Origin of the sequence: Streptomyces sp. NBC_00448 (assembly GCF_036014115.1) — a bacterium.
GTDB lineage: Bacteria > Actinomycetota > Actinomycetes > Streptomycetales > Streptomycetaceae > Actinacidiphila.
Genome location: NZ_CP107913.1, coordinates 6,880,927 through 6,907,251 on the forward strand (window position 1 = coordinate 6,880,927; position 26,325 = coordinate 6,907,251).

Annotated in this window: 23 protein-coding genes; 14 read left to right on the forward strand and 9 right to left on the reverse strand. The window is 72.5% G+C overall.

The features are described from left to right. Positions 1-20: 20 nt before the first annotated feature. The 8 genes from atpE to OG370_RS29780 all read left to right on the forward strand — a co-directional run bounded on the left by atpE (position 21) and on the right by OG370_RS29780 (position 6,831). Positions 21-272 (forward strand): ATP synthase F0 subunit C, encoded by a 252-nt coding sequence (atpE, locus tag OG370_RS29745; RefSeq protein ID WP_328469618.1) that lies wholly within the window; start codon positions 21-23, stop codon positions 270-272. Between the two features lie 40 nt (positions 273-312). Further along, a complete protein-coding gene (locus tag OG370_RS29750; protein WP_328469620.1) occupies positions 313-864 on the forward strand; it encodes a F0F1 ATP synthase subunit B in 552 nt (183 codons plus the stop codon). Further along, positions 861-1,676, forward strand: coding sequence for a F0F1 ATP synthase subunit delta (locus OG370_RS29755; RefSeq protein ID WP_328469622.1), 816 nt, complete (start codon positions 861-863; stop codon positions 1,674-1,676). Before OG370_RS29750 ends, OG370_RS29755 begins: the two co-directional genes overlap by 4 nt. Before the next feature lie 84 nt (positions 1,677-1,760). Next, entirely contained in the window at positions 1,761-3,332 is a 1,572-nt protein-coding gene (gene atpA / locus OG370_RS29760) for a F0F1 ATP synthase subunit alpha (protein ID WP_328469624.1), read from the forward strand. Positions 3,333-3,336: 4 nt separating this feature from the next. After that, on the forward strand, positions 3,337-4,269 hold the full coding sequence (locus tag OG370_RS29765) for a F0F1 ATP synthase subunit gamma (protein ID WP_328469626.1): 933 nt from the start codon (positions 3,337-3,339) through the stop codon (positions 4,267-4,269). Between the two features lie 5 nt (positions 4,270-4,274). Next, the gene (gene atpD / locus OG370_RS29770) at positions 4,275-5,729 is read left to right on the forward strand and encodes a F0F1 ATP synthase subunit beta (protein ID WP_328469628.1); all 1,455 of its coding nucleotides are present in this window, start codon (positions 4,275-4,277) and stop codon (positions 5,727-5,729) included. A 153-nt stretch (positions 5,730-5,882) separates the two neighbouring features. Next, complete coding sequence (locus OG370_RS29775; protein WP_328469630.1) at positions 5,883-6,257, forward strand: F0F1 ATP synthase subunit epsilon; 375 nt, start codon at positions 5,883-5,885, stop codon at positions 6,255-6,257. Positions 6,258-6,381: 124 nt separating this feature from the next. Then, positions 6,382-6,831, forward strand: coding sequence for a DUF2550 domain-containing protein (locus OG370_RS29780; RefSeq protein WP_328469632.1), 450 nt, complete (start codon positions 6,382-6,384; stop codon positions 6,829-6,831). On the opposite strand, the gene OG370_RS29785 is transcribed toward OG370_RS29780, so the two are convergent. Then, positions 6,818-8,086 carry a serine/threonine-protein kinase gene (locus OG370_RS29785; protein ID WP_328469634.1) on the reverse strand — a complete coding sequence of 423 codons (1,269 nt, stop codon included), beginning with the start codon at positions 8,084-8,086 and terminating at the stop codon, positions 6,818-6,820. The two genes, OG370_RS29780 and OG370_RS29785, sit on opposite strands and share 14 nt — an antisense overlap. Before the next feature lie 180 nt (positions 8,087-8,266). Next, a complete protein-coding gene (locus OG370_RS29790; protein WP_328469636.1) occupies positions 8,267-8,839 on the reverse strand; it encodes a cob(I)yrinic acid a,c-diamide adenosyltransferase in 573 nt (190 codons plus the stop codon). A gap of 169 nt (positions 8,840-9,008) precedes the next feature. Between OG370_RS29790 and OG370_RS29795 the strand changes: the two genes are divergently transcribed. The 3 genes from OG370_RS29795 (at position 9,009) to OG370_RS29805 (ending at position 14,018) form a co-directional block, all read left to right on the forward strand. Next, positions 9,009-9,857 carry a 3-hydroxyacyl-CoA dehydrogenase family protein gene (locus tag OG370_RS29795; protein WP_328469638.1) on the forward strand — a complete coding sequence of 283 codons (849 nt, stop codon included), beginning with the start codon at positions 9,009-9,011 and terminating at the stop codon, positions 9,855-9,857. A gap of 185 nt (positions 9,858-10,042) precedes the next feature. Beyond that, positions 10,043-10,342: an STAS domain-containing protein gene (locus tag OG370_RS29800; RefSeq protein WP_328474524.1), complete on the forward strand. Its 300-nt coding sequence runs from the start codon at positions 10,043-10,045 to the stop codon at positions 10,340-10,342. 229 nt (positions 10,343-10,571) lie between these two features. Next, the gene (locus tag OG370_RS29805) at positions 10,572-14,018 is read left to right on the forward strand and encodes a hypothetical protein (protein WP_328469640.1); all 3,447 of its coding nucleotides are present in this window, start codon (positions 10,572-10,574) and stop codon (positions 14,016-14,018) included. Between the two features lie 250 nt (positions 14,019-14,268). On the opposite strand, the gene nucS is transcribed toward OG370_RS29805, so the two are convergent. After that, a complete protein-coding gene (nucS, locus tag OG370_RS29810) occupies positions 14,269-14,931 on the reverse strand; it encodes an endonuclease NucS (RefSeq protein ID WP_328469642.1) in 663 nt (220 codons plus the stop codon). A 229-nt stretch (positions 14,932-15,160) separates the two neighbouring features. Between nucS and OG370_RS29815 the strand changes: the two genes are divergently transcribed. Then, complete coding sequence (locus tag OG370_RS29815; protein ID WP_328469644.1) at positions 15,161-15,553, forward strand: SCO5389 family protein; 393 nt, start codon at positions 15,161-15,163, stop codon at positions 15,551-15,553. 134 nt (positions 15,554-15,687) lie between these two features. On the opposite strand, the gene OG370_RS29820 is transcribed toward OG370_RS29815, so the two are convergent. Beyond that, positions 15,688-16,713, reverse strand: a complete 1,026-nt coding sequence (locus tag OG370_RS29820) for an LLM class flavin-dependent oxidoreductase (RefSeq protein WP_328469646.1) — start codon at positions 16,711-16,713, stop codon at positions 15,688-15,690. Between the two features lie 312 nt (positions 16,714-17,025). On the opposite strand from OG370_RS29820, the gene OG370_RS29825 reads away from it, so the two are divergent. Further along, positions 17,026-17,337 carry an ATP/GTP-binding protein gene (locus tag OG370_RS29825; RefSeq protein WP_328469647.1) on the forward strand — a complete coding sequence of 104 codons (312 nt, stop codon included), beginning with the start codon at positions 17,026-17,028 and terminating at the stop codon, positions 17,335-17,337. A 164-nt stretch (positions 17,338-17,501) separates the two neighbouring features. Here the strand turns inward: OG370_RS29825 and OG370_RS29830 are convergent, their stop codons facing one another. The 5 genes from OG370_RS29830 to mce form a co-directional block, all read right to left on the reverse strand. Further along, entirely contained in the window at positions 17,502-18,275 is a 774-nt protein-coding gene (locus OG370_RS29830; protein WP_328469649.1) for an ABC transporter permease, read from the reverse strand. 3 nt (positions 18,276-18,278) lie between these two features. Then, positions 18,279-19,481: an ABC transporter ATP-binding protein gene (locus OG370_RS29835; protein ID WP_328469651.1), complete on the reverse strand. Its 1,203-nt coding sequence runs from the start codon at positions 19,479-19,481 to the stop codon at positions 18,279-18,281. A 166-nt stretch (positions 19,482-19,647) separates the two neighbouring features. Then, a complete protein-coding gene (locus tag OG370_RS29840; protein WP_328469654.1) occupies positions 19,648-20,586 on the reverse strand; it encodes a cellulose-binding protein in 939 nt (312 codons plus the stop codon). Between the two features lie 105 nt (positions 20,587-20,691). Beyond that, positions 20,692-24,246, reverse strand: a complete 3,555-nt coding sequence (scy, locus tag OG370_RS29845) for a polarized growth protein Scy (protein ID WP_328469656.1) — start codon at positions 24,244-24,246, stop codon at positions 20,692-20,694. Positions 24,247-24,497: 251 nt separating this feature from the next. Beyond that, positions 24,498-24,947 (reverse strand): methylmalonyl-CoA epimerase, encoded by a 450-nt coding sequence (gene mce / locus OG370_RS29850; protein WP_328469658.1) that lies wholly within the window; start codon positions 24,945-24,947, stop codon positions 24,498-24,500. A gap of 164 nt (positions 24,948-25,111) precedes the next feature. Between mce and OG370_RS29855 the strand changes: the two genes are divergently transcribed. Continuing rightward, entirely contained in the window at positions 25,112-26,296 is a 1,185-nt protein-coding gene (locus tag OG370_RS29855; protein ID WP_328474526.1) for an acetyl-CoA C-acetyltransferase, read from the forward strand. Positions 26,297-26,325: the final 29 nt, after the last annotated feature.

Here is a 26,325-nt window from a genome sequence, read left to right on the forward strand (position 1 = left end):
ACTTAAGGAAGACAGGGAAGATGTCTGCCGAGCTTGTCAACCTCGCCGCCAACAGCATCCAGATCAAGGGCAACCTGGGCGCCGTCGCCTACGGTCTCGCCGCAATCGGCCCCGGTGTCGGCATCGGTCTGGTCTTCGGCCACTCGATCGAGGCCATGGCCCGCCAGCCCGAGGCCATGCCGGTCATCCGTACCAACATGTTCCTCGGCTTCGCCCTGTGTGAGGTGCTCGCGCTCCTCGGTCTGGTCGTGCCCTTCATCTTCTCGGCCTGACCCGGACCGTCAGTAGCCGTACCCGACGAAAGGCTCGGACATGATGAACCTCCTGGCGGAGGGGGGGGCCCAGAACCCGCTCATCCCCGACACCGCTGAATTGATCGTCGGCCTGCTCTGCTTCTTCATCGTCTTCGGCATCCTCGGAAAGAAGCTCCTGCCGAACATCCAGAAGACTCTCGCGGAGCGGCATGACGCGATCGAGGGTGGCCTGGAGCGGGCGGAGAAGGCTCAGGCCGACGCCAATCGCACGCTTGAGGAGTACAAGGCCCAGCTCGCCGAGGCCCGCCACGAGGCGGCCCGGATCACCGAGCAGGCTCGCGAGCAGGGCGCGCAGATCATCGCGGAGATGCGCGAGGAGGGTTCGCGGCAGCGCGACTCCATCATCGCGGCGGGCCATGCCCAGATCGAAGCGGATCGCCGCCAGGTGACGGTCAGCCTCCGGCAGGAGGTCGGCAAGATCGCCACCGACCTGGCCGGCCGGGTGGTCGGCGAGTCCCTGGAGGACTCCGCCCGGCAGTCCCGCGTGGTCGACCGCTTCCTGGACGGCCTGGAGCAGAGCGCCGCATCGTCCGCCGAGGCGGCGCGATGAACGGTGCGAGCCGCGAAGCACTGGCGGCCGCCCGCGAGCGGCTGGACGCGCTGACCGACAGCACGTCGGTGGACGCGGCCGGTCTCGCCGGCGAGCTGTCCTCGGTCACCACGCTGCTCGACCGCGAGAGCGGACTGCGGCGCGCGCTGACCGACCCGGCACAGACCGGTGAGGCCAAGGCGCAGCTGGTCCGCAGGCTGCTCGGCAGCCAGATCGGCGGCGAAGCGGTCGACCTGGTGGCCGGCATGGTCAGGTCCCGCTGGTCGCGCTCGCGTGACCTGGTGGACGCCCTGGAGGAGCTGGCCGACACCGCCGACCTGATCGCCGCCCAGCGCGGTGGCGACCTGGACGACGTCGAGGACGAGCTCTTCCGCTTCGGCCGGATCGCCGCGGGCAGCAGCGAGCTGCGCGCCGCGCTGGCCGACCGGGCCGCGACCGCGGACGCCAAGGCTGCCCTGCTGGGCACGCTGCTCGGCGGCCGCGCCAATCCGGTCACGGAACGGCTGGTCGTACGACTGGTCACCGCGCCGCGAGGACGTAGCCTGGAGGGCGGGATCGAATCCCTGTCCAAGCTGGCAGCGGCCCGCCGGGGCCGGACGGTGGCGGAAGTGGTCTCGGCCGTTCCGCTCAGTGACCGGCAGAAGCAGCGGCTCGCAGACGCGCTGTCCCGGATCTACGGCCGCCCGGTGCACCTGAACCTTGACGTGGACCCCGAGGTCCTCGGTGGGGTGCGGGTACGCGTCGGCGACGAGGTCATCAACGGCTCCATCGCGGACCGGCTCGACGAAGCCGCCCGCCGTATGGCCGGCTGACAGCCACCAACGCAACACGCATGAAGGCGGCCCTAGTTGGGCCGTGAGGAATACAGGGCCCAACAAGGAGAGCAGGGAACCCAGATGGCGGAGCTCACGATCCGGCCGGAGGAGATCCGGGACGCGCTGGATACTTTCGTCCAGTCGTACCAGCCGGACGCCGCCTCGCGCGAGGAGGTCGGCACGGTCAGCGTTGCCGGTGACGGCATCGCGAAGGTCGAGGGTCTGCCCTCGGCCATGGCGAACGAGTTGCTGAAGTTCGAGGACGGCACCCTCGGCCTCGCCCTCAACCTCGAGGAGCGCGAGATCGGTGCGATCATCCTCGGCGAGTTCGACGGCGTGGAGGAGGGCCAGCCGGTGCAGCGCACCGGTGAGGTGCTCTCCGTCGCGGTCGGTGAGGGCTACCTCGGCCGGGTCATCGACCCGCTGGGCAACCCGATCGACGGCCTCGGCGAGATCGAGACCGAGGGCCGGCGTGCCCTCGAACTCCAGGCGCCCACCGTCATGCAGCGCAAGTCGGTGCACGAGCCGATGCAGACCGGCCTCAAGGCCGTCGACGCGATGACCCCGATCGGCCGCGGCCAGCGCCAGCTGATCATCGGTGACCGGCAGACCGGCAAGACCGCGCTGACCATCGACACGATCATCAACCAGCGCGACAACTGGCGCTCGGGCGACCCGAAGAAGCAGGTCCGCTGCATCTACGTCGCCATCGGCCAGAAGGGCTCCACCATCGCGGGCGTACGCGCCTCGCTGGAGGAGGCCGGCGCGCTGGAGTACACCACGATCGTCGCCGCCCCGGCGTCCGACCCGGCCGGCTTCAAGTACCTCGCCCCGTACACCGGCTCGGCCATCGGCCAGCACTGGATGTACCAGGGCAAGCACGTCCTGATCATCTTCGACGACCTGTCGAAGCAGGCCGACGCCTACCGCGCCGTCTCCCTGCTGCTGCGCCGCCCGCCGGGCCGCGAGGCGTACCCGGGTGACGTCTTCTACCTGCACTCCCGCCTGCTGGAGCGCTGCGCGAAGCTCTCCGACGACCTCGGCGCCGGCTCCATGACCGGTTTGCCGATCGTGGAGACCAAGGCCAACGACGTGTCGGCGTTCATCCCGACCAACGTCATCTCCATCACCGACGGCCAGTGCTTCCTGGAGTCCGACCTGTTCAACGCCGGCCAGCGGCCCGCGCTGAACGTCGGTATCTCGGTCTCCCGGGTCGGCGGCTCCGCGCAGATCAAGGCGATGCGCAAGGTGGCCGGCCGGCTCAAGCTGGACCTGGCGCAGTTCCGCGAGCTGGAGGCGTTCGCCGCCTTCGGTTCCGACCTCGACGCGGCCTCCAAGGCGCAGCTCGGCCGTGGTCAGCGGATGATGGAACTGGTCAAGCAGGGCCAGTACGCGCCGTTCCCGATCGAGGACCAGGTCGTGTCGATCTGGGCCGGCACCACCGGCAAGCTCGACGACGTACCGGTCGAGGACATCCGCCGGTTCGAGCGCGAGCTGCTGGACTACCTGCACCGCGAGCACAAGTCGATGCTCACCGCGATCGTCGAGACCGGCCAGCTGCCGGACGAGACCGTGGAAGCGCTGACCGACGCGGTGGCCGCCTTCAAGAAGCAGTTCGAGACGTCCTCGGGCGCGCTGCTGGTCGAGGGCTGATCGCATGGGCGCACAGATTCGGGTCTACAAGCGCCGGATCAGGTCCGTCACCGCCACCAAGAAGATCACCAAGGCGATGGAGATGATCGCGGCCTCGCGGATCATCAAGGCCCAGCGTCAGGTGACGGCCTCGTCCCCGTACGCGGACGAGCTGACCCGCGCGGTGACCGCGGTCGCGACCGGTTCCAACACCAAGCACCCGCTGACCACCGAGGCGGAGCACCCCAGCCGTGCCGCGGTGCTGGTCATCACCAGCGACCGCGGTCTGGCCGGCGGGTACTCGTCCAACGCGATCAAGGCGGCCGAGCGGCTCACCGAGCGGCTGCGCGCGGAGGGCAAGGAGGTCGACTCCTACCTGATCGGCCGCAAGGCGGTGGCGTACTACGCGTTCCGTGAGCGCAAGGTCGCCGGCTCCTGGACCGGTTTCTCGGACAGCCCGAGCTACGCCGACGCCAAGGCCGCGGCGGCACCGATGATCGAGTCGGTGCTGGCGGACACGGCCGACGGCGGCGTGGACGAACTGCACATCGTCTTCACGCAGTTCGTGTCGATGATGACCCAGAACCCGGTGGACCGGCGGCTGCTGCCGCTGTCGGTCAAGGACCAGGACGGCGGGGTCGGCGACGGCGACGCCGCACCGGCGAAGAGCGAGGCCCTGCCGCTGTTCGAGTTCGAGCCGTCCGCGGAAGGCGTGCTCGACGCGCTGCTGCCGCGGTACGTCGAGAGCCGGATCTACAACGCCCTGCTCCAGGCCGCCGCTTCCGAGCACGCGGCCCGCCGCCGGGCGATGAAGTCCGCCACGGACAACGCGGAAGACCTCATCAAGTCGCTCACGCGGCTTGCCAACGCGGCCCGACAGGCCGACATCACCCAGGAAATCAGCGAGATCGTCGGTGGCGCCAGCGCCCTCGCCGACGCGAGCGCGGGGAGTGACTGACCACTATGACCACCACTGCTGAAACGGCACCCACGGCCGGCGTGGCCGCCGGCCGCGTAGCCCGGGTCATCGGCCCGGTCGTCGACGTGGAGTTCCCCGTCGACGCCATGCCGGAGATCTACAACGCCCTCCACGTCGAGGTCGACGACTACGCCGAGGCGGGCGCGAAGAAGACGCTGACCCTCGAAGTCGCGCAGCACCTCGGCGACGGCCTGGTCCGCGCGATCTCCATGCAGCCCACCGACGGCCTGGTCCGCCAGGCCCCGGTGACCGACACCGGCAACGGCATCACCGTGCCGGTCGGCGACGTCACCAAGGGCCGCGTCTTCAACACCCTCGGCCAGATCCTCAACGAGCCGGCGGCCGAGTCCGAGGTCACCGAGCGCTGGGCGATCCACCGCAAGGCGCCGAAGTTCGACGACCTCGAGTCGAAGACCGAGATGTTCGAGACCGGCCTGAAGGTCGTCGACCTGCTCACCCCGTACGTCAAGGGCGGCAAGATCGGCCTGTTCGGCGGCGCGGGCGTCGGCAAGACCGTGCTCATCCAGGAAATGATCATGCGTGTGGCGAAGCTGCACGAGGGCGTTTCCGTGTTCGCCGGCGTCGGCGAGCGCACCCGTGAGGGCAACGACCTGATCGCGGAGATGGAAGAGTCCGGCGTGCTGCCGCAGACCGCGCTGGTCTTCGGTCAGATGGACGAGCCGCCGGGCACCCGGCTGCGGGTCGCGCTGGCCGGTCTGACCATGGCGGAGTACTTCCGCGATGTGCAGGGCCAGGACGTGCTGTTCTTCATCGACAACATCTTCCGGTTCACCCAGGCCGGCTCCGAGGTCTCCACGCTGCTCGGCCGGATGCCCTCCGCGGTGGGTTACCAGCCGAACCTGGCGGACGAGATGGGCCAGCTCCAGGAGCGGATCACCTCGACCCGTGGTCACTCGATCACCTCGATGCAGGCGATCTACGTCCCCGCGGACGACCTGACCGACCCGGCCCCGGCCACCACCTTCGCCCACCTCGACGCGACGACCGTGCTCTCGCGGCCGATCTCGGAGAAGGGCATCTACCCCGCGGTGGACCCGCTGGACTCCACCTCGCGCATCCTGGACCCGCGCTACATCACGCAGGAGCACTACGACTGCGCCTCGCGCGTCAAGGGAATCCTGCAGAAGTACAAGGACCTCCAGGACATCATCTCCATCCTCGGTATCGACGAGCTCGGCGAGGAGGACAAGCTCACCGTCTTCCGTGCCCGCCGGATCGAGCGCTTCCTGTCGCAGAACACCCACGCGGCGAAGCAGTTCACCGGTGTGGACGGCTCGGACGTGTCGCTGGACGAGTCCATCACGGCGTTCAACGCGATCGCCGATGGTGAGTTCGACCACTTCCCGGAGCAGGCGTTCTTCATGTGCGGTGGCCTGGAGGACCTCAAGGCCAACGCCAAGAAGCTGGGCGTGAGCTGACGCCTCGCACCACCCGGGCCGCCAGGCCCACGCGACCGGGGGGCGATCCGGTGGACTCCGCAGGGGGTCCTCGGACCAGCCTTCCGGTCGCACCCCTTATTCTGTGTCCTACGCATCCTCCGCAGGCGGTGGGTGCCAACCCGAGGAGCCGTCTTGGCCGATCTTCACGTCGAGCTGGTCGCCGCGGACCGCAACGTCTGGTCCGGCGAGGCCAACCTGGTCGTCGCCCGTACCAAGTCGGGTGACATCGGCATCATGGCCAACCACGAGCCGCTGCTCGGGGTGCTCCAGTCCGGTCCGATCACCATCAGGACCAGCGACGGCGGCACCGTCATCGCCGCCGTGCACGGCGGGTTCATCTCCTTCGCGGACAACAAGCTCTCCGTCCTCGCGGAGATCGCCGAACTCGCCGACGAGATCGACGTCGACCGGGCGGAGCGGGCACTGCAGCGCTCCAAGTCCGAGGACGACGCCGGTGCCGAGCGCCGGGCGGAGGTGCGGCTCGCCGCCGCGGCGGGCGCACGCTGAAGGACGTTTGACCGCAGGACGTAGTACCAGCAGGACCACGGTGCCGCGGACCGCCCGCAGGGGCGGTCCGCGGCACCGGCACAGCAAGGGCGGCAACTCATTCGAGGCGAGGAGGTCGGTGGACGTGATCCTCGCTTTCGAAGTGGGCGGCGCGGTCCTGGTGGCAGCGCTGCTCGGTCTCTTCCTCTTCGGGCTGCGCCGGCGCCTCATCCAGCGCCCCGGCGGCACCTTCGACTGCTCGCTGCGCCCGGCCCCGGCCGGCGACGCCGAGTCGGCCGCCGGCAAGGGCTGGGTCTACGGAGTGGCCCGCTACAGCGGTGACCGGGTGGAGTGGTTCCGGGTCTTCTCCTACGCGATCCGGCCGCGCCAGGTGCTGGAGCGCCCCTCGATCGAGGTCACCGGCCGCCGCGAACCCCAGGGCTCGGAGGAACTGGCCCTGCTGTCGGACGCGGTGGTGCTCTGCTGCGTCCACCGAGGCGTCCGGCTGGAGCTGGCGATGAGCGACGACGCCCTGACGGGTTTCCTCGCCTGGCTGGAGGCGGCCCCGCCCGGCCAACGCGTCAACGTGGCGTAGCCGTGCGGGCGGTGCGGCGGGTGTCGACGTCGCGGTAGACGTAGGTGGCGAGGGTCAAGGCCGTCGCCAGGTAGAAGAGCCACATGCCGCTACCGGGCGCGGGGTGGTACGTGGAGCCGTAGTAGGGGGCGCCCTCGACCGCCTGCCAGACAAGGCATCCCGCGGTCAGCGCCGCGCCGGCGCGGCCCACCGCTCTGGGCAGGGTTCCGGTGCTCGGCCTGAGCGTGACGCTCAGCACCAGGGTCGCGATCAGTCCGAGGAGGACGAGCGCGGTGGTGATCGCCGGCCAGTCCCCCTGGTTCCGGTAATCGCCCTCGAGGGCCAGGCGGGACTGCCAGGCGAAGAACGGCACCACGGCCTGGTCGTCTCCCCCTCCCATCGCGGGCAGGAACGCGGAGACCAGGAAGATCGCTGCCGAAGCCACGGGCAGGAGGAGCTTCGGGGGTTGCCGCCGGCGCAGTACGAGAGTCGGCGGCGCTGCCGGCGCGGGCGGTGGGACGGGCCCGCGCAACTGCCGTGCGCACTCGGCGGCGGACGGCCGGTCCTGGGGGAACGGCGATGTCATGCGGGTGAGTAACGGCATCAGGTGCCCGGGGATCGCGGCGCGGCCGGTGTCGGTCTGGTGGGCGACGGGGCCGGGTTGGCCGGTGAGTTTCTCGACCAGGACGAGGCCGAGCGCGTAGACGTCCGAGGCGGGCGTGGCCGTCTCGCCCTGGAGCTGTTCCGGTGCCATGTAGGCGGGGGTGCCGAAGCCGTAACCGGTGTTGGTGAGCGTCCGGGTCAGGGAGTTGTCGTCACGGGCGATGCCGAAGTCCATCAGCACGGCCCGTCCGTCCGGGCAGATCATGATGTTGGCGGGCTTGATGTCCCGGTGCACGATCTTCGCCGCATGGACATGCGCGAGGGCGTCGGCCAGCCGCGCCCCGGTCTCGCCGACCGCGGCCACCTGGGCGGTCTGCCAGGTGAGGCCGTTCAGCTTCTCCATCACCAGGTAGGGCAGCGGCCGGCCGTCGTGGTCGAGCGTCCCGGCGTCGTGCACCGTGACGATGCTGCCGTGGTTGAGCGAGGCGAGGGTCCTGGCCTCGCGGGCGAATCGCCTGGCCGCTTCCGGGTACTGCACGACACCTGTGACGAACTTGATCGCGACCGGCCGGTGGAGGGTCTCGTCCAGCGCCTCCCAGACCTCGCCGAGTCCGCCGTTCCCCAGCACGCGCTGCACCCGATAGCGCCCCCCGACCATCATGTCCTCGTGCAACCCGGCCCCTCCGTTCGCGTGACGCCGCCCGGTGGCTCGGCCGGGCATGGTCAAAAGCCAGAGGTCATAGTCAAAACCAGAGGAGGCGGCCGGGACAAGACCTCGCCCGATCACGGACGGCCGCGGTTACGACGGTCGCCACGACGGCCGTGGCGGCGCCGGTGGCCGACGGTGGTCGCGTCAGCGCTCACCGCCCGGCACCCACAGCACGTCGCCGCGGGCGACGTTGGCGGTGCGGGCGAGGATGAAGAGCAGGTCGGAGAGCCGGTTCAGATAGGTGGCGGTGAGCGGGTTCATCGTGTCACCGTGCTCGTCCAGCGCCGCCCAGGTGGAGCGCTCGGCCCGGCGGACCACGGTGGTCGCCTGGTGCAGCAGTGCCGCGCCCGGGGTGCCGCCGGGCAGGATGAAGCTGCGCAGCTTGTCCAGCTCCGCGAGGAAGCGGTCGCACTCCGCCTCCAGCCGGTCCACGTAGGGCTGCTCCACCCGCAGCGGCGGGTACTTCGGGTCCGGCACCACCGGGGTGGCCAGGTCCGCGCCCACGTCGAAGAGCTCGTTCTGGACCCGGGTCACGACGGCGGCCACCGGCTCCGCGAGATCGCCGAGCGCGAGCGCCACCCCGAGCACCGCGTTCGCCTCGTTGGCGTCGGCGTACGCGCCGATCCGCGGGTCGGTCTTGGCCGTACGGCTCATGTCGCCGAGCGCCGTCGTGCCGTCGTCGCCGGTACGGGTGTAGATACGGGTGAGGTTGACCATGCCGACGAGCGTAGGGCCTGCCCGGCCCGGTCCGTGCCGCCACCAACCGGCCGCGCCGCCCCAACTGTGCGACCAAGGACACACGGTGACGCGGCCGACATCATGCTGCGCCCGGTGCTGAAGGGGCGTTAGGGTCCGGGCCAGATACCCCGACGGAGAGGTGTGTGCCGTGGCGAAGAAGGTCGCCGTCATCGGAGCCGGACTGATGGGCGCCGGCATCGCGCAGGTGTCCGCGCAGGCGGGCTACGAGGTGGTTCTGCGGGACGTGACCGACGAGGCGCTGGCCCGCGGCCGGAGCGGAATCGCCGCGTCCTACGACAAGTTCGTGGCGAAGGGGAAGCTGACCGCGCAGGACGCCGAGGCCGCGCTCGCCCGGATCACCACGACCACCGACCTGGACGCGGCGGCCGATGCCGACCTCGTGGTGGAGGCGGTCTTCGAGGAGGTCGAGGTGAAGCGGGAGATCTTCCGCACCCTCGACCGGCTGGTCGGCGACGACACGGTGCTCGCCTCCAACACCTCCGCGATCCCGATCACGAAGATCGCCGCGGCCACCGAGCGCCCCGAACGGGTCGTCGGCACCCACTTCTTCTCGCCGGTGCCGCTGATGGGGCTGTGCGAGCTGGTCCGCGGCCACAAGACCAGCGACGACACGCTCGCCCGGGCAAGGGAGTTCGCGGAGCGCACCGGCAAGACCTGCATCGTCGTCAACCGCGACGTGGCGGGCTTCGTGACCACCCGGCTGATCTCCGCGCTGGTGGTGGAGGCGGTCAAGCTCTACGAGTCCGGGGTCGCCACCGCGGAGGACATCGACACCGCGTGCAAGCTCGGCTTCGGGCATGCGATGGGCCCGCTCGCCACCACCGACCTCACCGGGGTGGACATCCTGCTGCACGCCACCGGGAACATCTACATCGAGTCCCAGGACGAGAAGTTCGCCCCGCCGGAGCTGATGCGGCGGATGGTCGACGCGGGTGACCTGGGCCGAAAGAGCGGGCAGGGGTTCTACACGTACTAACCGACGTCACTCCAAGGAGTGAATTCGGTCTCGGTTCGCTCACAGGCGGCAACTTCTGTATACGACGGACCGTCAGTTGTGTGAGGACTGACGGGTCGACGCGTTCACGCCGCTCGCACGGCATCCATGCCGGCACCGTGTCCGCACCAGCACCGTGTCCATGCCAGCACCGTCCGGGAGTGACTATGCACATCAGGGGCGACCACGCCGAGCTGGTCGTCGGGGGGCGCCTCGACGTGCGCAGCGCTGCGGACGCCCGTACGGCCCTGCACACCGCGCTGGACGCCGGGCACGGCGACCTGGTGCTGGACCTGACCGAACTCGACTCGTGGGACGCGACCGGCCTCGGTGTGATCATGGGCGCGCACCGGCGGGCCGGCCGCGGCGGCCGCCGGCTGGTGCTGCGCGGTGTGCCCCCACAGATGCAGCGGCTGCTGATCGCCACCCGGCTGCACCGAATCCTCGCGTTCGAGGCGGAAACGTAATCCGCGGCAGCCAACCGCACGTAAAAGGCGTAACGGACGCTTCTCGCAGGTGAGGCACCCCCGGCACTTCATGGATGGTGTGCGAGCCCTTAGAGTTTGCGCATCGATGGCCAGGAGGCGTGCCACCGCGTACGCCGCAGTAGGGGAATCCGGGCGGCGGTCCGTGAGCGCGGACCCGCGGCAGCCCGTGGCGGCCCCCAACCAGTGACGCACCTTGGGGGCGTACGACATGGATCACACCGAGCGCTTCGACTCCGTCGAGGACCCGGACGGCGACGACGGCCGTGCGGCCGGTCGCGGTGACGACCTCACGCGGGGCGACGGCGCCCGTGCGGACCGGCCGGGACCGGCCGCGTCCGGGGTGTCGCCGTTCGGCGGCGCCTCCGGCGGTTCGGCCGGCCGGCGCCCGGCGGGGGCGTTCGACGCGTTCGCGGCCGGCGCCCCGCGGCCGGGCGCGCGGCAGGAGCAGCCCCGCGGCGAGTGGCCGGCCGCGCCGGAGCCGCCCGCGCAGCCGCCGTTCGGCCTTGGCGCCTTCGCCACGCCCGCGGTCTTCCAGGACCCGGCCGCCGGGGACGACGGGCTGGGGCTCGCGGCCGGCGCCGGAGCCGTCGCGCGGCTGAAGGGCGCCGAGAGCTTCGACGCGTTCGGGACCGGCGGGAAGAGCCTGCGCGGGACGGAGCAGAGCGCCGAGGGCGAGGCGGACGACGCGGGCGGTACGGGCGACGCGGTCACGGAAGCGGCCGGCAGCGCCGCGGGCGGCGACGGTACGGGCGGCGACCTCACGGGTCCGGGTGACGCGGGCGAGGAGCGGGCACCTGGTGCCGGGCTCGACGCGTACGACCCGCTCGCCGACGACTTCGACCCCTTCGCTCCGGCCGCGGTCGACCCGGCGCAGCCGGCGGACCCGGGCGCGGGCGTCGTGCCGTTCAGCGGAGGCGGCGACATCGCCGAGTTCGGTGACGGGTTCGGCGGCGGGTTCGCCGACGCCCCGGCCGTCGACGTCAGCGGCCCGGGCGGACTGGCCCCCGCGGACCGCGACCTGAGCGGCTCCGCGCCGGGCTCCGGGTTCGGCACCTTCGGGGCGTCCGGGAACTCCGGGGTGTCCGGGTCGTTCGACGCCTTCGGCGGGTCCGGCGGGGCCGGGACCGGGGGAGGGGCCCGGTCGGGCGGCAGCTTCGACGCGTTCGCCGCGGGAGCGGTCGCCGACGGCGACCGGCTGCCCGCGCTGCGACCGAGCAGCACCCCGTCGCTCTTCGACGCGACCTCGCCCGTGCCGCGGGTGACCCGGCCGGCCCGCGACCCGCTCGCCCCCGAGGTGGGCGGTGGCAGCGGCCCGGGCACCAGGGTCGAGCGCGTGGTGACCGCGGACTACCTGCTCACGATCAACCATGTCGACGGCACCGAGGTCGTCACCTGCCCGCCCGAGGAGGCACCGGTGCCCGCGCGCCGGACCAAGGCGGAGCGCACCGCGCGGAGCGCCGGCGCCCGGCCCACCCCGCCGCCGGGGCCGCCCGGCCCCGAACTGCCGCTGCTGGAGCGCGACGAGGAGCGGGAGCGGCTGATACGGCTGCTGGCCCGCGGCCGTTCCATACGCGTCACCGGCCCGTCCGGGGCCGGACGCACCGCCCTGCTGGAGTCCGTGGCCAACGCCTGCGGCGACCTCGCGCCCGACGGCGTGCTGTGGCTGTCCGGCTACCACCGCACCGTCGCCGACGTCCTGCAGGACCTCTACGCCGTCGTCTACGCCGGTGACGGCTACCGCCCGGCCCGCGCCGAGCTGCCCGGGCTGCTGCGCCCGATCGGCGCCGTGGTCGTGGTGGACGACCTGGAGTTCGGCGGCGCCGCGCTGGAGGAACTGCTCGCCGCGGCCCCGGAATGCGCCTTCCTGATGTCGGCCACGCCCGGCGTGCCCGCGCCCGCCGCCGACTCGATGGTCGAGGAGGTCTTCCTCGCCGGCCTCACCCGGGTCGCCAGCCTGGACCTGCTCCAGCTTGCCGCCGGCCGGACGCTGGCCGAGGACGAGGCCGCCTGGGCGGCCGACCTGTGGTTCGAGTCCGAGGGGCTGCCGCTGCGCTTCGTGCAGGCCGGCGCCCTGCTACGGCAGCGGGACGCGCTGCGCGCGCCGGTCGAGGAGGCCGAACCGGCGGAGTGGGAGGACTCGGTGTGGGAGAAGGGCGCCCCCGGCACCGGTGTGCCGTCCCCTGGCGTACGGCGGCCCGCACCGGCCCCGCTGCCCTCGCTCGCGGAGAGCGCCGCGCCCGCGGACCTGCTCGCCTCGCGGCTGAGCGAGGCCGCCCGGGAGGCGCTGGCCTTCGCGGTCGCCCTCGACGGCGAGTGCCCGCACCCCTCGCACCTGCCCGCGCTGGTCGGCGACACCCACGGTGACGCGGCGCTCGGCGAGTTGACGTCCGTCGGGCTCGCGGTGCCGGTCGCCGCGCACTTCCGGCTGGCGGCCGGGGTCGTACCGCAGCTCGCCCCGAGCCTGTCGGTCGACGGCGAACTCTCCGACGTCCAGGCGCACACCGCGGCGCTGCACTACGCCTGGTGGACCGGGCACCCCTCGGTCACGCCCGAGCGGGCCACCGCCGAGTCCGAGGCGATCATCGCGGCGATGACGGCCTGCCGTGACGGCGGGCACGCCAGTGCCGCGGTGCTGCTGGCCCGCACGGTCGCGCCCGCGTTCGCCGCGGCGCTGCACTGGGGGGCCTGGGAGCGGGCGCTGCGGATCGGCCAGGAGGCCGCGCGGCTGTCGGGGGAGGTCGCCGAGGAGGCGTACTTCCTGCACGAACTCGGGGTGCTCGCGCTGTGCACGGGCCACCTCGACCGGGCCCGCGCCGACCTGGAGGCGTCCATCGCGCTGCGCGCGGCGCTCGCCGACCGGCAGGGCACGGTCGTGGGCCGCCGCACCCTCGCGCTCGTCACCGACCTGGCCGGCAGCGCCGCACCGGAGATCCCGCCGGCGGCGGCGCCGGCCGAGCCGCAGTCGGCGGCCACCGGGACGCTCGCGCTGCCCGAGGCCGTGCCGCCCGTGCTCATCAGCAAGGCGCCCGCGCCCGGCGCGGCCCCCGCCGCGGGGCACGCCGCGCCCAGCGTGCGGAAGCTCGCGGTGGTCGGCTCCCGCCGCAACCTCGTGGCCGCGGGCACCGGGGTCCTGATCGCCGCCGTGGTCGGCACGATCGTCACCCTCGGGGCCACCTCGGGCGGCGACGACCACCCGGACAACCAGGTCAAGCCGATCGAGTCCGTCCAGCAGGACCCGCCGGACACCACGCAGGCCCCGGCCCAGGACGGCACGACGGCTTCCCCGCCGGCGAACTCGTCCACCGCCTCGCCCTCAACGACCTCCACCCCCACCGACTCCACCCCCGCGGGCACCACCACCCCCACCGGCACCACGGCCACGACCCCCGCGACCACGCCCCCGACCACCCCAAGCGCGGGCCACCCGGGCGGCGGCGGCAAGCCGACCACACCCCCTACACACCACACCACGCCGCCCACGAGCCCTTCGAAGTCGCCCACCACGTCGCCGACGCCGAGCGACACCCCGACGGGCACCCCGACCGATACTCCGACCGACACATCCAGCAAAACTGCCAGCGCCCCCGCCACCACCCCGGACACGCCCACGGAGTCCGAGACGCCCTCCGCCACCCCCGAGTCGCCGACCCCGTAGCCGAGGGCGTCCCGCCCCCGGGATGCGCACAGCGAGCAGCCCCGACAGGGGCGCTGGGGGCACCTCCCAGGCGAAGCTCTGGGGGAGGAACGGCGCGAGCAACCGCCCACCGGCGGGTGTTCCGGGAACCGACAGGACGGGCCAGCCCGGGCGGACCGGGCGGACCACTTGCGGGGAACGGCGCCACAACCGCCCACCGGCAGGTGGTCCCTGAACCGACAGGACCGCCCACCCGGGCGGGTCAGGGGCCCTAGAAGAGGCGGAGCTTGTCGTCCTGGATGCCGCGCAACGCGTCGTAGTCCAGCACCACGCAGTCGATTCCGCGATCAGTCGCGAGCACGCGTGCCTGCGGCTTGATCTCCTGCGCCGCGAACACGCCCTTCACGGGCGCGATCCTGGTGTCGCGGTTGAGGAGTTCGAGGTAGCGGGTGAGCTGCTCCACCCCGTCGATCTCACCGCGCCGCTTGATCTCGATCGCCACCGTGGCGCCGCCCCCGTCGCGGCAGAGGATGTCCACCGGGCCGATCGGCGTGGGGTACTCGCGCCGGATCAGGGTCCAGCCGGCGCCGAGCACCTCCATCCGATCCGCGAGCAGCTCCTGCAAGTGCGCTTCGACGCCGTCCTTGATGAGACCGGGATCGACCCCGAGTTCGTGCGACGAGTCGTGCAGGATCTCCTCGATCGAGATGATCAGCTGTTCGCCCGCCTTGTTGGTGACCGTCCACACACCGTCGTCGCCCTCCTTGAGCGAGCACGGCGGGGACATCCAGTTCAGCGGCTTGTAGGCGCGGTCGTCCGCGTGCACGGACAGGCTGCCGTCGGCTTTGATCAGCAACAGCCTTGTGGCGGAAGGGAGATGAGCGGAGAGCCGACCGGCGTAGTCCACGGAGCAGCGGGCGATCACGAGGCGCATGGTGTGCAACGCTATCCGACCCCGCCCCCGCCCGGAAAATTGGCCGGTTGTGGGTGTCGCCGCCTGGTGCGGCCGCGCAGGTGACGCCTACGGTTGACGTACCGGGGCCGACGATCCGCACTTTGGGACGGCCTCCGGGCAACACGTCCTCCCGCACGGCGCTTCCGGCCGTGCGCGGTGCCCGCAGACCCCCGTCCCCTCAGGACGCGTGGTCACGAGAGGAGTACCCATGTCGCTCGACGTCTCACCGGCCCTTCTCGAACAGGCCGAGCGAGGCGAGGTCGACGAGCAGGAGTTCGTCGACTGCGTCCGGACGTCCCTCCCTTACGCGTGGGAGATGATCAGCTCGCTGGTGGCGCAACTGAAGGTCGACGGAGGGGAGTTCGCCGACAACCAGGTGCCGCCGCCGAGCGAGAAGGAACGCGGCCAACTGCTGCGCGCACTGGCCAGCGACGCGATACGCGGCGCGCTGCAACGGCACTTCGGGGTGCGGCTGGCCTTCCAGAACTGCCACCGGGTGGCGGTGTTCCCCTGGGACCCGGCGGTGGAGCGCAGCTTTGACGAGTTCACCTCGTTGCGGTCCCAAGTGCTCAACCAGTCGCCGGAGTTGCGGGACTGCTGAGCCGGCCGCGCCGATCGGCCCGTCCGCGGGGCCGGTCGGCGCGCCCACCCGCCGCGGCCGGACCGGCGGCCATGAACGATCAACGGCGCCGCACACAACCAGGCGTGCCGCCGTGCTGGGCGCTCCGCACCGGATCAGGCCAGTTCCGGGAGCACGTCGCCGCCGAGCCGGGCGACGTTCTCCATGGTCGCGTCGAGGTCGCCGGAGCCCTCGGCGAGCAGGGCGAAGCGGGTGATGCCGGTGCGTTCGGCGGTGGCGGCCAGCCGGTCGGCGCACAGCCGCGGCGACCCCACCGGGTGCAGGGCGCAGAGCAGTTCGGTGTAGCCGTGCGGGTCGCGCATCGCACGCGGGCTGCCGTCGTAGGTGCGGTGCGCGGACAGGCCCTGCTGGAGCCAGCCGGGCATCGCCTTCGCCAGCACCTCCACGGCGTCCGCGCGGGTGTCGGCGACCTGCACCACTCCCGCGGAGACATGGCCGGCCGCCGCGACCACGTCCGGCGGGTGCCCGGCGGCGAGCGCCGCCTGCCGCCACATCGCGACCATCGCCGCCTTGTCGTCGTCGCCGCAGTGCATGCCCAGCAGCATCGGCAGGCAGCGCCGGGCGGCCTCCCGTACGGTCCCGGGCGAGGTGCACGCCACCACCACCGGCGGGCCCGGCCGCCCGTCGAGTTCGTCCGGCCGCGGCACCACCGCCACCTCGCGGAAGGCGTACCGCGGGCCGTTCGCCGCCACGGCGGGCTCGCTCAGCCAGCGCATCAGCAGATCGAGCGATTCGGGGAAGCCGCGCTCGAAGGCGTCGAGTCCGGTGCCGAAGACCTCCAGGTCCACCCATGGCCCGCCGCGCCCCACACCGAGGGTGAAGCGGCCGCCGGAGGCGAGGTGCAGCAGCGCCGCCTGCTCGCCGAGCGCGACCGGGTGGACGGTGGGCAGCACGCTCACCGCGGTGCCGACCCCGATCCGCGAGGTGCGGCCGAGCATGATCCCGGCAAGGGTGACGGCCGACGGGCAGACGCCGTACGGCACGAAGTGATGCTCGGCCAGCCACACCGAGTCCAGCCCCGCAGCCTCCGCCGCGTCGGCCGTGGATATCGCCCGGCTCAGCGCCTCGCCCTGGCCCTGGCCGGGGAACTGGGCCGCGAGAACGAACGTCCCAACGCGCATCACGCACTCCCTCTTTCCCCGTCCAACGCTTGGCACGTGCCAAAGGCACGGCCTGGCCCGGGAGTTTTCATGATTTTCGGCAGCCGATGAGCGGGCGGCAGCCGGGAGGCGGGCGGGTTGCGGAAGGGCTGCGGAAGAGCTGCCGAAGGGCGCTGGGCGGGCGTCAGGAGGGCGGCGGGCCGCGGGTGGGTGTGCCGCCGGGCCCGGGTCGTACGCGTAACCTGGAGGGACGGTTCGGCCCCGGCGGCTCGGACCGGTCCGCTGTCGAACCAGTGCAGCCCGGGGCCTGGCCGGGCAGAGCGCGAGGTGTCCGTGTCGCCGCGACGTAACCGCCCGTACAAGCCGGCGCCCGCGCAGGAGCGCGAGTCGGGCGTCGGCGGCGGCCGGACCGAGGAGTGGCAGGGCGAGGAGTGGGTGGTGCGGCCGATCGCCGGCAGCGCCTCCGCGAAGCACTACCGCTGCCCGGGCTGCGACCAGGAGATCCCGCCCGGCGTCGGCCACGTGGTGGCCTGGCGGGAGTACGCCGGGGTGGACGACCGCCGGCACTGGCACCGCGCCTGCTGGAACGCGAGGGACCGCCGCACCAGCAAGGTGCAGCGGTCCCGTAACGCACCGCGGTACTGACGCGCGCCGCGCTACTGACGCGGTCCGCGGCATCGGTTCTCTCGGTGGTCGCGCCCGTCGGCGGATTCACTCGTTCGAGTGACGCGTTCCGTGCTCCCGAAGCGTCGTGACGCGCCCGTGCGGGCGGTCCTGTCGGAGGCGCGGACCGGCGGGCGGACCCGGGCTCAGGCGTCGCGCTGCTTGAGCACCACGTAGCCGCCGATGAGCACCGCGATCACCCACAGCGCCATGATGCCGATACCGCCCCAGGGGCCGTACGACGTGTGGTCCCCGGAGCCCGGCACCACCTGCATGATCTTCTGTCCGGCCTGGTCGGGGAAGTAGCGGGCCACCGACTTGACCTTCGGCACCGCGCTGAGGATCGGCGAGACCAGGAAGAAGAACGGCATCAGGATGCCCAGCCCCAGCATCGGGCTGCGCAGCATCGCCGCGGTGCCCACGCAGAACAGCACGATCAGCGTCATGTACAGCCCGGCGCCGAACACCGCGCGCAGCACGCCGTGATCGCCGATCGAGGCGCTGTGCGAGCCGAGCAGCGCCTGCCCGACGAAGAAGGTCAGGAAGCTGGTCAGCATGCCGACGATCAGGGCGAGCACCCCGGCGACCGCGACCTTCGAGGCGTAGAAGTGGCCGCGCTGCGGCACCGCGGCCAGCGAGGTGCGGATCATGCCGGTGCTGTACTCGCTTGAGATCACCAGCACGCCGAAGACGATCAGCGCGAGCTGGCCGAGGGTCATGCCGAAGAAGCTGGTGTTCGTCGGGTCGAAGGTCGCCTTGTCGGACGGCGACATCGAGCTCCACTGGCTGTTGAAGACGGCGCTGATGATCGCGCCCAGCGCGATGGTGACCAGGAAGGCCAGCGCGAGCGTCCACACGGTGGAGCGCACCGAGCGGATCTTCGTCCACTCGGACTGGAGGACGGCGGAGGTCGAGGCCATGGGTCAGTGCCCCTTCTTCTTGCCGTTGTCACGCCACTGGGCGCCCCACTCGGGGGCGGCGGGAGGCGGCGGAGCCGCTTGACCGCCCTGGCCCGGCTGCTGCCAGCCCTGCCCCTGCGGCGCGCCCTGGCCCTGCCCCTGCGGCACTCCCTGCCCCGGTCCGTACGGCGAGGCACCGTACGGCGACGCTCCGTACGGCGAGGAGCCGTACGGAGGCTGCCCCGCGGGCGCCCCGGGCTGCTGCCCGGCAGCACTGCCCGGCACCGGAGCCCCGGGCCCGCCGACCGGCCCCGGGCCGACCTGGCCATGCGCGTGGTACTCCACCGACTCCGCGGTGAGCTGCATGAACGCTTCCTCCAACGACGCCCGCTGCGGGCTGAGTTCGTGCAGCACCAGCTGATGCTGCGCCGCGAGTTCGCCGAGCGCGGCAGCGTCGCCGTCGGTGATCTCGAACGCTCCGTCGCCGGTCTCCACCACGGTGTAACCGGCCTTGGCCATCACGTCCTTGAACCGCTCCTGCTGCGGAGAGCGCAGCCGGACGTAGGACCGCGAGTTCTTCTCGATGAAGTCGGACATCGAGGTGTCCGCCATCAGCCGGCCGCGGCCGATCACGATCAGGTGGTCGGCGGTCAGCGCCATCTCGCTCATCAGGTGGCTGGAGACGAAGACCGTGCGGCCCTGGGCGGCCAGGCCCTTCATCAGGTTCCTGATCCAGTGGATGCCCTCCGGGTCCAGTCCGTTGACCGGCTCGTCGAACATCAGGATCTCCGGGTCGCCGAGCAGCGCCCCGGCGATGCCCAGCCGCTGGCCCATGCCGAGCGAGAAGCCCTTGGAGCGCTTCTTCGCCACCGCGCTCAGGCCCACCGTCTCCAGCACCTCGTCCACCCGGTGCTTGGGGATGCGGTTGGACTGCGCCATGCACAGCAGGTGGTTGTACGCGGTGCGGCCGCCGTGGATCGCCTTGGCGTCCAGCAGCGCGCCGATGTACTTCAGCGGTTCGCTGAGCTGTGCGTAGTGCTTGCCGTCGATCCGGACACTGCCGCTGGTCGGGTTGTCCAGGCCCAGCAGCATGCGCATCGTCGTGGACTTGCCCGCGCCGTTCGGCCCGAGGAAGCCCGTCACCACGCCGGGGCGCACGGTGAAGGTCAAATGGTCGACTGCGGTCTTGTCCCCGTACCGCTTGGTGAGCCCCTGCAACTCAATCATGGGCCCGAGGCTACTTCAGACGGCGCAACCCCCGCCCGAGGAGGGGCGGGGGTTGTGGAAAAACGTGCCTCCACCGGTCGCCGACCAGTGGCACAGCCCGCGAGCGGAGCCGCCGGCCAGTGGCACCACCGCGGGGCGGAGCCGCCGGCCGGCGCGGAAGTGCCGGTCAGCGGGACTGCTGGGCCGGGACGCCGCGCGAGACCGGCTCGTCGTCGGCGGGGGAGCCCGCCGCGGCGACGGCCGCACCCGTGAGCGTGGCCAGCATCTCGCGCACGTTGGTCAGCTGCGCGTTGATGCTGTCGCGGCGGTTGGTGAGCGCCGCCAGCTCGCGCTCGGACTCGCTGCGAATCCGGTCGGCCTTCGCGTTCGCGTCCGCGACGATGTCCTCGGACTGGCGCTGCGCGGTCTCCACCGTCTGGCGGGCGCGGCGCTCGGCGTCGGTGCGCAGCTTTTCCGCCTCCAGGCGGAGCTGCTCGGCGCGGTGCTCGATCTCCGCCAGCCGCTTCTCCGCCTTCGCCTGACGGGACGCCAGGTCCCGCTCGGACTGCTCGCGGCGCTTGGCCAGGTTGGTCTCGAAGTCCGCGGCGGCCTGGGCGGCCTTGGCGCGAGTCTCCTCGAACAGCGCATCGGCCTCCTCACGCTTGGCCGAGGCGTCCTTCTGCGCGTCCGCGCGCAGCTGCGTCGCGTCGCCCTTCGCCTTGTCGACGATCCGCGAGCCCTCGTCCTCGGCCTTCGCCTTGCGGTCGGAGGCGTAGGACTCGGCGTCGCTGCGGACCTGCGCGGCGGCCGACTCGGCCAGCTCGCGGTGCTGCTCGGCCGCGCGGCGGGCCTCCTCGCGCAGGTCCTTCGCCTCCTCCTCGGCGAGGCGGAGGATCTTCTCGACACGGGCGCCGAGACCGGCGTACGACGGCTCGGAGTCGGTGACCTGGGCCTGGGCGTTCTGGGTTTCGAGGTGCAGTTCCTCGATGCGCTTCTCCAGCGCGGTGATCCGGGTCAACGCACTGTCACGGTCGGCGACGAGCTTGGTGATGCGGTCGTCCACCTGACCGCGGTCGTATCCGCGACGCACGAGCTCGAAGCCGAAGGGGGAGGAAGTGTCGCTCATGGGGTTCCTGTCGATGATTCAGACCGGTGAGGTGATAGGGGGAATCCTAGGGGGCGCGGCGGCGTGTCACCGAGCCATTGCGTATTCGGTATGGAGAATGTCCGCTCAATCGAGTGGAGCCTCGTCGGACCGCTTGCCGCTCGTACGAGTGGCGGGTGCGCCCGCGCCGGCCGCGACGGCGCTCTTGCCGGACCCGCCGGGCGCCTCGAACGACTCCAGCGCCTCCAACACGTCCTGGACCCGGGAGATCTCCGCGTTGATGTCCTCTCGGCGGCGCACCAGGACCTCCAACTCCCTTCTGCCCTCCGCCACGACGCGCTCGGCTTCGGCGCGCGCCTCGCCCTTGACCCGCTCCGCCTCGCGTTCGGCCTCGGCCTTCTTCTGCTCCGCTTCCTTGAGCAGGCCCTCGACCTTCTTCACGGCGGCGATCCGGACCTTGCTCGCCTCCGACGTGGCGGTGCTCTTGATCTCGGCGGCCTTCGCTTCCGCTTCCCCCAACTGCTCGGTCGCGGCGGCCACCAGCTTGTCCACCCGCTCGCCGACCACCTTCATGGCCTCGGCGGCTTCCTTGCGGGCCCGCTCGTGCAACTCCTCCACCTCGGACTCCACCCGGCGGCGCAACTCCGCTGTGCGGTTGCGGGTGTTGGTGGCGTCGTTGCGCGCCTCGGCCAGTAGCGTATCGGCGTCGGTGCGGGCGCGCTCCACCATCCCGTTGCCCTCGTTGGTGGCCTCGTTGACGATCCGCTCCGCCTCGGTGCGGGCCGCGCCGACCATCGCGTCGGCGTGCTGCTCCGCCGCGGTCTGCGTCGTGACCGCCTCCGCCTGCGCCTTGCCGATCAACTCGTCGGCCTGCTCGGCCGCTTCGCTGCGCCGCTTGTTCGCCGCCTCGCGCGCCTCGTCCAGGATGCGCTGCGCGTGCGTACGGGAGTCCTCGGCGGTCCGCTCGGCGCTCGCGAGCGCGTCCCGGGCCTGGGCGCCGAGGCGTTCGGCCTCCTCGCGTGCCTTGCCCACGAGTTGGTCGGCCTGGTTCGCCGCGTCGGTACGCATCCGGTTCGCGTCCTCGCGCGCCTCCGAACGCAGCCGGTCGGACTCCTCGATCGCCTCGCTGACCGTGCGGTCGGCCATCGCGCGGGCCGCCTCGGCCTCCTCGGCCGCCTCCCGGCGGACCCGGGACGCGTCCTCACCGGCCCGCTCCCGCTCGGAGTTGGCGTCGGAGTGCAGCCGGTCCGCCTCGCCCTGCGCCTCGGCGCGCATCCGGTGGGCGGCGTGCTCCGCGGCCGACCGCAGCCCGGCGATCTCCTCCTCGGCCTCCTGACGCAGCCCGGCGACGGAGTCGCGCACCTGCTGCGCGGTCCCCTCGGCGGCGGCCACCAACTCCGTTGCCCGCTGCTCCGCTTCGGCGACCAGCCGGTCCGCCTCGACGCCGGCGTCCTCCACCCGCTTGCGGGCGGCGGCCAGCAACTCCTCGCTCTCCCGGCGGGCTTGGGTGCGCTCCTGCTCGGCCTCCGTGCGGGCCGCGCCCAGCACCTCCTCGGCCTCCCGGCGGCGCCGGGCCGCCTCCTCCTGGGCCGCGCCCAGCGCCTCGGCGGCCTCCACCCCGATCCGCTCGGCGGCGGCCGCGGCCTCCGCGCGCAGCCGGTCCGCGGTCTCCTGCGCCTCGGTCCTGCGCTGCTCGGCGTCGGCGGCCGCCTCGGCCTGCAGCCGTACGGCGACGGACTCGCCCTCCGCGCGGGTCTGCGCCGCGTCCGAGGCCGCCTCGTCGCGCAGCCGTACCGCCTCCGCCTCGGCCTGCTCCTGAAGGACGCGGACCCGCTCGGCGGTCTCGCCGCGCAGCCGCTCGGCCTCCTCGCCGGCCTCGGCGCGGACCCGATCCGCCTCGGCGGTGGCCTCGCGCAGTGCCTGCTCGGCTCCGACGACCCGCGCCTCGGCCTCCTCGCGCAGCCGGACCAGGTCGCCCTCGGCCTCCTCGCGCATCCGCGCGGCGACCGCCTCGGCCTCGGTACGGGCCTGCGCGACGGTCTGCTCGGCCGCCTCCTTGGCCGCCTCCGCCTGCCGCCCGGCCTCCGCGCGCAGTTCGTCGGCCTCCGCGCGCGCCTGCCGCAGCGCCTCCTCGGCCTTGGTGTTCAGCGCCGAGGCCCGCTCCACGGACTCCGTGCGCATCCGGTCGGCCTCGGCGGTCGCGCCCTGCCGCGCCTCGTCGCCGTCGGCCTTCGCCTTGGCGAGCAGTTCCTCGGCCTTGCTCGCGGCCTCCTCGATCTGCTGGACCGCCTCGCGCCGCGCCTCGCCGCGGATGCGCTCGCCCTCGGCGACCGCGTCGGCGCGCAACTGCTCGGCCTCGCCGCGCAGCCGCCGGGCCTCCTCCTGGAGCTCGACGGTCCTGGCGCGGTACTCCTCGGTGTCGTCCTGGGCGGCGCCGCGCAGCTCCTGCGCCGACGCCTCCGCCTCGGCCCGCAGCCGCTCGGCCTCCGCGTCGGCCTCGCGGCGGATGCGCTCGGCCTCCTCGGCGGCGGCCTTCGTGGTGGAGCGGGCGTCCTCGGACGCCTTGGTGAGGATCTCCTCGGCCGACCTGGCCGCCTGGGCGAGCTGGGCGGCGGCGTCCTCGGTGGCCTTGGCGCGGGCGGTCTCCTGCGCCTCGGCCCTGATCCGGTCGGCCTCCGCGCGGGCGTCGGCGACGGTCTGCTCGGCCTCCGCCTTGGCCGCCTCGGCCTCCTTGGTGGCCTCGCCGACCATGCGGGCGATCTCGGCGCGGGCGGTCTTGGTGCGCTGCTCGTTCTCGGTCTCGGTGGCCGCCAGCCGCTTGGCGGCGCCGGCCGCGGCCTCCTCGCGCAGCCGCTCGGCCTCGGTGGTGGCCTGCCGCAGCGTCTCCTCGGCGGCCCTGGACCGCTCGTCGGCGAGCCGGGACAGCTCGGTGGCGCGGGTCCTGGCCTCGTCGGACTCGCTGCGGGTGGTGGTGCGCAGTGCCTCGGCCTCGGTGGTGGCCTCGGTGGCCTGCGCGGAGGCGGTGGCCATCAGCCGCTCGGCGTCGGCGCGCGCCCGGCGCAGCAACTGCTCGGCCTCGGCGCGGGCCGACTCGGCCTCCGCGGTCAGCCGCTGGCTGGTCTGCTCGGCGATCCGGGTCGCCTCGGCCCGGGCGGCGGTCAGCGCCGCCTCGGACTCCGCGCGGGTCTCGTCCAGCAGCCGCCGGGCCTGCGACTCGCTGCGGGCCCGCAGCTGCTCGGCCCAGGCCACGTTCTCGTTGACGTGGGTCTCGACGGTGGCGCGCCGCTCGGCGAGCTCCTCGTCGAGCTGGCGGCGGCGGGCGATCGCCTCGGTGTGCCAGTCCGACTCGAACCTGGCCTGGTGCTCAGCCTGCTCCTGGAGCAGCCGCTGTGTCTGGGCACGGGCCTCGCGCAGCTCCCGCTCGGCGTCGGCGCGCAGCTGGTCGGCCTGGATCTGGGCGTTGCGCAGCAGCTGGTCGGCCTGGTGGCCGATGTTGTCGTAGGCGGGACGGGTGGCGAGATTGCGGCGCGCCTCGTGCAGTTTGGCGCGCAGCACTTCGACCTGGTAGCCGAGGTCGTCGGCGTGATCGACCGCCTTGCCGCGCTCGGTACGCAGCCGGTCCATCTCGGCTTCGAGTCGAGAGAGCTGGTCGTCAGCCCGGTAGCTGTCGTTGCCCCGCACTCCGCGGTCCCATCGGTCTCCTGGCGTCCTCACCCGCCAACCGGGTGAGATTCTCCGTAGCTCGGTTTGAGAGAACAGAGCTATACGAAGAATGGTGTCAGATCAACGTCACGGAGCGGGAGCGTACCCAGGAGCGTGCTCCCGGCCGCCCACCCCGGTCGGCCCTCGGTCACTCTACCGGGCGGCACCGGGGTTGGGTCAGTGGTCTCGGGCCTGTTCGGCGGTCCTGGAGGCCCGGTTCGGCCGGATCGCTACGCCTTGTCGCCGGCGTCGGGGGTGTGCGGGGCGGAGGTGACCAGCTCGGTGAGCACCCCGTGGCAGTCCTTGGGGTGCAGGAAGGTGATCCGCGACCCCATGGTGCCGATCCGCGGCTCCTGGTAGAGCACCCGCACGCCCTTGTCGCGCACCGCCTCGGCGTCGGTGTCGACGTCCCCGGTGCCGAAGGCGATGTGGTGCACGCCCTCGCCGTTCTTCGCCAGCCACTTGCCGACCGCGGAGTCCTCCCGGGTCGGCTCCAGCAGCTGCAGGTAGGAGGCGCCGCCGTCGTCCGTCCCGCTGATCCTGATCATCGCCTCGCGGACACCCTGCTCCTCGTTGACCTCGGTGTGCTCCACCTCGAAGCCGTACGTGGCACGGTAGAACTCGACGGTCGCGTCGAGGTCGAAGCAGGCGATCCCGATGTGGTCGATGCGTGTCAGCATGCGCACAGTTCACCGTACCGGCGGGCAGTCACGCAACGTGCGCGCCATCACACGTTCCGCCTCGTGACCCGGCGACTACCGGTCAGTACATTGACGGTAACCCTCGTTAACTTCTCTTCAGCCGAAGGGGCCGCACCATGACCAGTCAGGAAGCCCGCACCTCCGTGATCGTCGCCGGCGCCCGCACCCCGATGGGGCGGCTGCTCGGCAGCCTGCGCACGTTCTCCGGCGCCGACCTCGGCGGCGTCGCGATCAAGGCCGCGCTGGACCGGGCCGGCATCGCCGGCGACCAGGTCGAGTACGTGATCATGGGGCAGGTGCTCCAGGCCGGCGCCGGCCAGATCCCGGCCCGGCAGGCCGCGGTCAAGGCCGGCATCCCGATGAGCGTGCCCGCGCTCACCGTGAACAAGGTGTGCCTGTCCGGCCTCGACGCGATCGCCCTCGCCGACCAGCTGATCCGGGCCGGCGAGTTCGAGATCGTGGTGGCCGGCGGCCAGGAGTCCATGACCAACGCGCCGCACCTGCTGCCCAAGTCCCGCGAGGGCCACAAGTACGGCGCGATCGAGATGCTCGACTCGATGGCGCACGACGGCCTGACCGACGCCTACGACGAGATCGCGATGGGCGCGTCCACCGAGCGGCACAACACCCGGCTCGGCATCGAGCGCGCCCCGCAGGACGAGTTCGCCGCGCTGTCCCACCAGCGCGCCGCGGCCGCCCGGAAGAACGGCCTGTTCGACGCCGAGATCACCCCGGTGGAGATCCCGCAGCGCAAGGGCGACCCGGTGATCTTCGCCCAGGACGAGGGCATCCGCCCGGAGACCACCGCGGAGTCGCTCAGCCGGCTGCGGCCCGCCTTCGCCGACGCCACCGGGGCGGGCACCATCACCGCGGGCACCTCCTCGCAGATCTCCGACGGGGCCGCCGCGGTCGTCGTGATGAGCCGGGCCAAGGCGGAGGAGCTGGGCCTGTCCTGGATCGCCGAGATCGGCGCGCACGGCAATGTGGCCGGGCCGGACAACTCGCTCCAGTCCCAGCCGTCGAACGCGATCAACCACGCGCTGCGCAAGGAGGGGCTGACCGTCGGCGACCTCGACCTCATCGAGATCAACGAGGCGTTCGCCGCGGTCGCCGTGCAGTCGATGAAGGACCTGGGCGTGACACCGGAAAAGGTGAACGTCAACGGTGGCGCGATCGCCCTCGGCCACCCCATCGGCATGTCCGGCGCCCGTATCGTGCTGCACCTGGCCCTCGAGCTCAAGCGGCGCGGCGGCGGCACCGGAGCGGCCGCCCTGTGCGGCGGCGGCGGCCAGGGCGACGCCCTGATCCTCCGCGTCCCGGGCAACTGACGGGAAAAGGGTGCCCACGGGGCCGGCCT